5 protein-coding genes are annotated in these 8,049 nt (G+C 62.3%); 2 read left to right on the top strand and 3 right to left on the bottom strand.

The annotated features are described in order from the left end of the window. Positions 1 to 161: 161 nt before the first annotated feature. Both ACOJUF_RS16925 and ACOJUF_RS16920 read right to left on the bottom strand, forming a co-directional pair. Positions 162 to 1,544: a cell division protein FtsK gene (locus ACOJUF_RS16925; RefSeq protein ID WP_420122995.1), complete on the bottom strand. Its 1,383-nt coding sequence runs from the start codon at positions 1,542 to 1,544 to the stop codon at positions 162 to 164. A 2-nt stretch (positions 1,545 to 1,546) separates the two neighbouring features. Next, complete coding sequence (locus tag ACOJUF_RS16920) at positions 1,547 to 1,885, bottom strand: hypothetical protein (RefSeq protein ID WP_420122994.1); 339 nt, start codon at positions 1,883 to 1,885, stop codon at positions 1,547 to 1,549. A 245-nt stretch (positions 1,886 to 2,130) separates the two neighbouring features. On the opposite strand from ACOJUF_RS16920, the gene ACOJUF_RS16915 reads away from it, so the two are divergent. Continuing rightward, positions 2,131 to 3,228, top strand: a complete 1,098-nt coding sequence (locus tag ACOJUF_RS16915) for a helix-turn-helix domain-containing protein (RefSeq protein ID WP_420122993.1) — start codon at positions 2,131 to 2,133, stop codon at positions 3,226 to 3,228. Here the strand turns inward: ACOJUF_RS16915 and ACOJUF_RS16910 are convergent. Next, positions 3,225 to 3,794: an NUDIX hydrolase gene (locus ACOJUF_RS16910; protein WP_420122992.1), complete on the bottom strand. Its 570-nt coding sequence runs from the start codon at positions 3,792 to 3,794 to the stop codon at positions 3,225 to 3,227. The two genes, ACOJUF_RS16915 and ACOJUF_RS16910, sit on opposite strands and share 4 nt — an antisense overlap. A 293-nt stretch (positions 3,795 to 4,087) precedes the next feature. On the opposite strand from ACOJUF_RS16910, the gene ACOJUF_RS16905 reads away from it, so the two are divergent. After that, complete coding sequence (locus ACOJUF_RS16905; protein ID WP_420122991.1) at positions 4,088 to 7,927, top strand: NACHT domain-containing protein; 3,840 nt, start codon at positions 4,088 to 4,090, stop codon at positions 7,925 to 7,927. Positions 7,928 to 8,049: the final 122 nt, after the last annotated feature.

The raw sequence follows: 8,049 nt of genomic DNA, 5'->3' as shown, positions 1-8,049 counted from the left end.
GTGGCAGAACCCGGCGCCGCGGACCTGCCGCCGCCACGCCCGGAACTCCGGTGACACCAACCGGCGCATGACCTCTCGGGCGGTGGCCTCGTCGACCTGCCCGTCCTGCACCATCACCCGCGCCGCCGGCACCACCACCGCAGCCGTCAACACCGCGCCGGTCATTGCGGATCACCACCATCGACCGCCAGAGCCGCAGCCACCGCGGTGGGGGCGGGGTAGTCGAGGGTCTGCGCGTGGATCTGCTCGTCGGTGACGTAGGCCGCGCGGACCCGGACGGGTTCGCGGATGCCCTCGACGGTCACGTAGCCGACGCCGGGCCGGCCGGCCGGGATCCGGTCCGCCAGCGCCCCCATCTGATGCATGCCGTCCCCCAGGACCATGTCGACCTGGCTCGGGGTGTCCAGCCGCAGCGCGACCTTCGTCGGGAACAGGGAGCGGAAGCTGACGACCTCTTTGCGGGGGTCCTGCGCGGCGGCCAGGACGACGACGGCGGCGGCCCGGCCGCGGGCCAGCAGCGCCGAGATCGCCGCGGTGGCCCGGTTCCGCAACTTGGTGTCCGGCTCATACGCGGTCAGCGTGGACAGCTCGTCGACGATCACCAGCACCAGCGGCTCATCGGTCGTGGGGTGGTGCATGCGGGTCACGCCGGCCAACCGGCCGCAGCGCGCGTCCATCACCGTCACCGCGTCCTCCAACAGTTCGACCATCACCGCCGTGTTCTCGCAAGCAAACCGAGTGAACAGCGGCCGGCCGAACGCCAGCTCCATCCCGCCCTTCGGGTCCACCGCCCACACCTGCACCAGGCCGGAGTTGATCGGCCGGGCCAGCCCACGCAGGACGGACCAGATGACCGAGCCCTTGCCGGCACCCTGGACCCCGGCGACGAACACATGAGTGCCCAGCAGCCGCAGCACCCACGGCCGCCCGTCCTCCCGCACCCCGACCGTCACCTGGTCGACCTCGTCGCTGGTCGAGGTGGGCCGGGCGGGGATGACGTCGGCCAGGGCGTCGTCGCGGATCACCTCCAACCAGAGCCGGCCCGGTTCGTCCGCCCGCACCCGAGCGAGATGCCCGCCCAGCGAGGACGCGAGTTCCGGGCAGGCGCGTTCCCAGTCGGCCAGGCTCTGGCCGGTCACCATCCGCAGCAGCAGCCGGTCCGATACATCACCGACGTCGACGCGCAGCAGGTCCGGGCGCAGGGTTCGGCCGTCGAGTTCCTTCGTCAGGCTGCACAAGTCGGTGACTCGGCCCCAATCCCGCCGATACCGCGACCCGGTCTGCGCTCGCCGTAGTGGTCGAGAGACGAGGCGGGCGAACAGGTCCGGTCGCAGCCATCGCAGGCCGGCTATAACGGCCACGGTGAAGCCGAGGACCAGGGCCCCGGCCGTCCAGCCGCCGACCACGATCACGCCGGCCACGACCAGGACGGTGCCGAGCAGCCAGGGATGCCGCAGCAGCCACCACAAGCCCGCGGCGGCGGCGATGACGGCCGTGACCAGCGAGTCCCACAGCTCATCGACTAGGGACGGTTGGGACGACATGACTACGCCGCCTTGCCCTCACCCGACGACCGGCCGGCCGTCCACGGCTCCACCCGGCTCGCCTTGAACGACACCCCATGCCGTTCGCCCATCTCCCACGTCCGCGCCGACAAGTCCCGGAAACGGACCGGAGTGCCGATCTCGATCCCCGACGGCTGACCCACCACGCGCACCGTCAACTGCTCCGGCCGCTCCCCGGTCAACACCGCCATCACATCCACGTCGAACAGCGGCACCCCCGACGACTTGTCCAACACCTGGACCTTCGTCTCGAAATCCATCACCCCCCGGATCCCGCCCACGATGAACGTCATCCCGTCCGTGTCAACCCTGAATTGCATGAGAGCTCCTTTTCGGTCGGTGCCTGACGATGGCAATGGCAATCCGTCGATTCAGGCGTCCCGGTTCGTTGTCCTGGCCCAGCTCATCGCGTTGGCGAGGACAGCGGCAGCCGGCTGCGGCGGGCTTGAGTTGGCCAGGGTGGGCTGGCTCGATCTGACATTCCTTGTGCACTGTCGGTGCTTGAGGGCATGCTGCGTGTAGCCGGATCAGAAGAGATCCGCCGAGGGAACTGGCGAGGAGCGCCGTGTCCGAGATCAAGAAGCGTCGCCAAGACCGTGGCTGGTCGCAGGTGCAATTGGCCGGTCGACTTCAAGAGGCCGCGGCCCGTGAGGGACGTGTGCTCCCGGACGCCCAGCAGCTGAAGTCAACGATCTCGCGGTGGGAGAACGGCCGGGCCCGTCCTGACTGGCAGTACCAGGCACTGCTGGAACGGGTGCTGGGACTACCCGCCGTTCGTCCGGAAACCAACGAGATTTCATCGCCGCCATCGTCGCTCGACATGACTTTGCAACAAGCACGTTTCGGCTTGGACGAGGCCCTCGACACCCTGCGTGTACAGGTAGAGCTTGTTCGCCGGCTGGATGGCTCACTCGGCGCGCGAGCGGCGTTACAGCAGGCGCGATCGCTCTTGACCGATGCGTCGGAGCGACTGACGTTCAGTGTGTCTTCCGCGGATCGTCGGCGGGTCGGTCTTCTTGTCGCAGATCTCGCTTCGTTGGTCGGCTGGCAATCGCTGGACGCCGGAGACAGCCATGGGGCGTGGCGGTCGTTCGAACAGGCGAAGGCGGCCGCCCGGGAGGCCGGGGACGCGGCTTTGTTGGCGCACGCGATGGGGGAGCAGTCGTTCGCGCTGCTCGACGTTGGTCGGGCCGGTGAGGCCGCGACGCTCGTTACTCAAGCGCGAAACAGCTTCGGTTTGCCACCACGTTTGACGGCATGGCTGTTTGCGGCCGAGGCCGAGGCGTTCGCATCCGCGGGTGACGGCATCGCGGCCCGGCGGTGTCTCCACAGCGCGGAACGCACCCTGCCAGCTCCCGGCGATGAGTCATTGACGCCGTACCTGAGGTTGGATGATGTGAACCTGGCGCGGTGGCGCGGTCACGTCCTGACGCAGCTGCGCGACGATGCGGCCGCGCCGGAGTTGCTCGGATCCATGCCATCAGTCCGCGGCAAATACGGGCGGGCCGAAGCCGGATTGCTCGTTGACCTGGCGACGATTGCACTCCGGCGCGGCGACGGGGAGGCGGGTGCCCGTCACATCCGGGAGGCGGAGCGGGTGAGCACGCTGACCGGCTCGCATCGCCAACTACGCCGACTTGCCGCGTTGCGCACCGCCGCCTAGCTGCGCGCTGGATGCGCAACGAGGTACCGCAGCAACCCCGTGATCGATCCGCTTCCTAGGATCTCCCCGCGGTCGACCATCCCGATGACCTCGCCGAGCGACACCCATCCGACAACGCCGGCCTCGACCGCGTCGGTCGGGTCTCCCACCCGTTCGACCTGGTCAAACACCCATACCTCGTGAGGTGTGTCGACCATCCCGACCATCGGTTGGAACTCGATGAGCTTGCGGCCCGGCGTCGTCGGCCGGTAGCCGGTTTCCTCCTCGGTCTCGCGAGCCGCGGATGCCTCCGATCCGTCGCCGGCCTCAACGATCCCGCCGGGAAGCTCCCAGCCGATCTGGTCGGTGACAAAGCGGTGCCGGCGCAGCATCAGCACCTCGGACGCCTCGTTCCGCAGGGCGAGGGCCATGACGACCCGCTGGAGGCGAACAACGTGGTGCTCGAACCGGTTGCCGTCCGGGGGCTCGACGTCAACGCGGACCAAGCGAACCCACGGGCTGTCATATACCGTTCGCTCACCGTAGACGTGCCATCGGGGAGGCTCATCGTCTCGGTCGGCGGTCACGACGCGAGGGTAGCGAAGGGGGAGGGGAGTCCCTGTCATGGACCAGGGCGAGCAGTGTGATGGGCGCGTGGGGGCGCCGCCAAGCCGGCCGCAGCTCGGCCGGGACCGAGACGCCAGGGTGTGCCTCGTGAGGACTTTCTCTACTCATTCAAGAGAGACTTGGGAAAACAAGGCGTCCGCTGGGTGCCGTCACAAGGAACCCGAACAGCAACGCCTCAAGAGATTTCACAGAATTTCAGGACGCTAGATCTAATAATCTCCTTCCCCGCGAGCTAGGCAAAAGGAATTCGTGCATGGAACCGATTTCAACCACTATCGCTTTGGCCGTCGCCAAGGCTGTGCTGGCAAAGGTGGCACTGGAAGTAGGCACGCCAGCGGCGAAGGCGGCTCGCAACCGCGTATTTGGCAATCCGGAAGAGCAAGCGCTTGCAAGTGCCGTGCAGAACGCGTTCACTAAGGCTGCAGCAGCCCACAGTACGATAGCTGCCAGCTATGACCTAAACGCAAAATTCTTGGAACACGAAGCCGCGTCCGAGTTGGCCAAGGTGCTTATTCCAGGTGCGGATCCTTCGTGGGCCGAACTTGCGGCATGTTGCATAGACTCGCTTATGCCGAAACTGAATCCCGACGAGAGGATGGACCGAATTATTGAGCTGCGGGCCTTTTGCCAGCAGCTTATAGGCGAATTGCGAAACGAGGTACAGCGCTCGAGTCAACTCGAGGGACTCGTTCGGCGCTCTGACCAAGCAAGGGCTGTCACTGCGGTTGAGCGCTTAGCTCGCTCGGTAGCGGGTACGGAAGCTAATGAATTCGACGAAGTCCAGTATCTTGACTGGATCATCCAAAGGCACCGCTACATTAGAACCGCTGGAATCGTGCGGAATACCGCCATTCAGGTTCCACTCGAAGATGTCTTCGTAGACCTACTCGCGAGAAGAGATAGGAAGCCCGGCGACCGAGCGCAGGCTTGGTATCGACAGGAACAGGAACGGCTACGCGCTGAACGTGACGCGGGCGTCCTTGATCAGGTGAACTATGACGCCGCCTTGGACAGGATGGTTTTGCAGCTCGGTGGCAGGGTGCAGGTTGAGGTCGAATCTGATCCCGCGGATGACGCTATTAGCGTCGTTGAGGCATCAAAAAATGAGAAGCTTCTACTCGTCCTTGGCGATCCAGGCGGTGGGAAGACCACTATTCTTAGGCATCTGGCGTTTAATCATGCGAACGCACTTCTTAATGGCAGGACTGAGTGGGACACCCGCCATGGTCTTGCACGCTTTCCTATACTAGTCCGAATTGGCGATTTTGCCAGGTCGCCGAGCCGCCACTTGGGGCTGGGAAGCTTTATCCCGCAGCATTTGCAGGCTCAAGAATGTCGCTGTCCGGGCTTGGCGGACCTGATCGAGCGGCGCCTCGAAAGCGGCAACTGCCTAGTTCTGCTCGACGGCTTGGACGAAGTAGCTTCGGCAGAAGAACGTCGAACTGTCGTAGAGGCTACTATGAATTTCGTTAATACCCACGCTCGGACGGGTAATCGTTTCATCATCACCAGTAGAATAGCCGGGTACTTGGGCGCGCCACTGCCGCAGTCGTTCATGGCACTTCGGCTCGAGGACATGGACGATCAAACCATCGAGCGCTTTCTGCGGTCCTACTGCCCAGCTGTGGAGCGAGCAGATGCGCCGGACCAGTCGCAGGAAACGGCATATATAAACGCCACAGCGGAAGTTGAGGCCCTCCTCGACGCACTTCGCGCCAATAGTGGGGTTCGTCGGTTGGCCGCCAACCCTCTATTGCTGACAGCCTTGGTCCTGGTCCATAAGGCGCGCGGCCGCTTGCCCCATCGAAGGGTCGACGCATACGTCGAGGTGTCCGAAGCACTAGCCAGGACTTGGCGCAGTGTTCAGGGTGTTCCAGAGGCCGATTTACCCGATGATCAGATGCTGACAGCATGGCTGACCCGGCTGGGTGCATGGATGCACGAATTTCGGCCAGAGGGCTCTGTTACCAGTCGTGAACTAGTCGAGGTCTTGGGGCCATTGTGGGCGAAATTGGTCGGTGCTGAATGGGATGCGACGATACTGGTTTCTGCAAATCCATCGGAGTCGACCGTAGGTTTGGCGATTCAGGAGCTCATAACGAAGATTGACGTGCATACCGGCTTGCTTACTGAACGCTCGCCGGGTCGGTACGGCTTCAATCACTTGACATTTGAGGAGTACTACGCCGGGCGTTCGCTTGCCTTTGAAGGGACAGCTCAGGGTCGCGCAGAGCGGTTCCGACGCCGGTTGCATAATCCCCGTTACGACGAGCCCATTTTACTAGGACTTGGTCTGGTCGGTCGCGAGCAGCCCGAGGAGGTGCAGCTCCTGATGACCACCGCGGTGTACGGGGCGGTTCCCAACGACTCCGAGGACGAGGATCTTCTTGGTCGTGACTTCCGATTCGCGCTACGCGTCGTTGCAGACGGGCCTCCACTCGAGACGGCAACTGTTCGAAGCTTAATGCGACAGGCAGTCACCGAATGGTTCGACCCAAAGTCACGGTGTCGTTTCTCTGCTTTCAATGACGCACTTAGACTCAGATTAAGCGGGCTCGGTGACACCAGAGCGGCGGGAATCCTACTCACTGAGACAGCGGCTATGTCTCAGTCTTTATCGAAGGACCAACCCGACCGTTTCGCGCTACTAGTAAAGATCCTTCCTGATGGTCCGAACATCGCCGTCGCGGCGGAGGCGCTACAAACTCTTGTGAACCTGGTCTTAGCCATCGGGCAAGACCCCGCCAGTTCGCCAGAGTTGGTGGTATTAGCCGCAGAAGCTGTGCGAGACCGGGCTTTTCACTTAAGAGCCGAACTGTATGTTCCCCTTCTGCGGGTACTTGAGGATGCCGGCACATCGGTGCCGTTGCGTGAGCGGGCAATTTGGGCGCTGTTCGATACCGACGAAGAATCGACCAAGAGAACTCTGGTAGGTCTCGTTGAGAACGAGAATCTGCCCGAAGCACTCCGTTCGACTGCGTTATGGCGGTTAGGGGCGACGCTTAGCCCTCCCACGGACTTCCCAAAATTGATCGGGAAAGCCTTGCGGCGCACGGCGAGCGGAGGAAATGCGGGTATGGACGTGGCTATTGCTATAGCTGCCCTGCCAGAAGCAGGCAAGCCAGAAGTCGTCTGGAATGCAATGATCAGCCAAGATGCGCCGGAGCAGCTTAGGAGGGCTTGTCTGATCGTTTTTGGTCACGACCTCGAGCTCCCGCCAGAAGCGTTGGAATCGATCATGGCCATGGTAAACGATTCGGATCTAAGTGAAAGAACGCGGTCGAGTGCTGTAGAGGTTCTCGCCCGTCTTGCAGAACAGCCAGCAGTCGTCGAACGAGTGCGTGAGGTTCTGCTAAGCGAAAATTACGCTGATCGGATACGGGTGGCGGCTGCTGGGGTCGTAGGGCGTATATGCGGCAAGGTGCCTGACGAGGGTCGAGACTATCTCGTAGAAATTTTACATAAGGCAGATGTGCCAGTAGACGTTCGTGTCGATGCCGCTCGTGCGTTCGGATCTTTCACAAATCAAAGTGATGCCTGTGACACATTAATTGACTTGGTCGCGCTGGACAATAGTCCTGAAATTGTTTTTCATCAATGTGCAGATGTAATTCATGAAACTGGATCCCTGGCAGAGGTGCACAAAAGCAAGTTGCAAGCTATTCAGCAAGATCCGCCCTCACTTCGAGTCTTGATTACAGTTTGCTGGCTGCTACGTCGGGATTTGGAACTTTCCGCGGCCGTGGCACGAAGAATGCAGGACTGGTTCTTCCCAAGCCCGCTTGATTGGAGGAGTCGTCAAAAATTGATCGAGGTGTTGGGCCATCTGTCTGAGGTTCAGACCCGAGACCTCGATTTTGTTCTGGAGCGGTTCGCAGATGAGGATGACGACGTACGGAGGGCCGTGGGCAATGCGTTGGCCAAGTTCGCCCAGAACGTAGGACCAATTTCCGACCTGATCAGGGAACGACTACGATCGATCTGTTCTGAGCAGCAATACGAAGCCGCAGACAGATATCAGAATCGACCTGGATGGGACTTCGCGTACGACGCCCTAATGACCGTTGCTGCGGTTCGGATTCGTTCCGGTTGACATGACCCCATCGGCTGGTTCCCACAGCTGTGTTCCAGTTCCAGGTTGCGTGTCCCGGGGACGGCCCGGCGATCTTCGCGCACGCCCTCTTAAAGCAATGCCTCGGAATTCCGAATAGTTGC

The organism is Nakamurella sp. (assembly GCF_048594475.1).
GTDB lineage: Bacteria > Actinomycetota > Actinomycetes > Mycobacteriales > Nakamurellaceae > Nakamurella.
Note: the sequence above shows the minus strand (reverse complement) of the source record. Positions and strands in the feature narration are given on the sequence as shown.

Bases quoted from the DNA above. Each gene is read 5' to 3' on its own strand.
- ACOJUF_RS16905 (WP_420122991.1), top strand. From the start codon at position 4,088: ATGGAACCGATTTCAACCACTATCGCTTTGGCCGTCGCCAAGGCTGTG.
- ACOJUF_RS16920 (WP_420122994.1), bottom strand. From the start codon at position 1,885: ATGCAATTCAGGGTTGACACGGACGGGATGACGTTCATCGTGGGCGGG.
- ACOJUF_RS16925 (WP_420122995.1), bottom strand. From the start codon at position 1,544: ATGTCGTCCCAACCGTCCCTAGTCGATGAGCTGTGGGACTCGCTGGTC.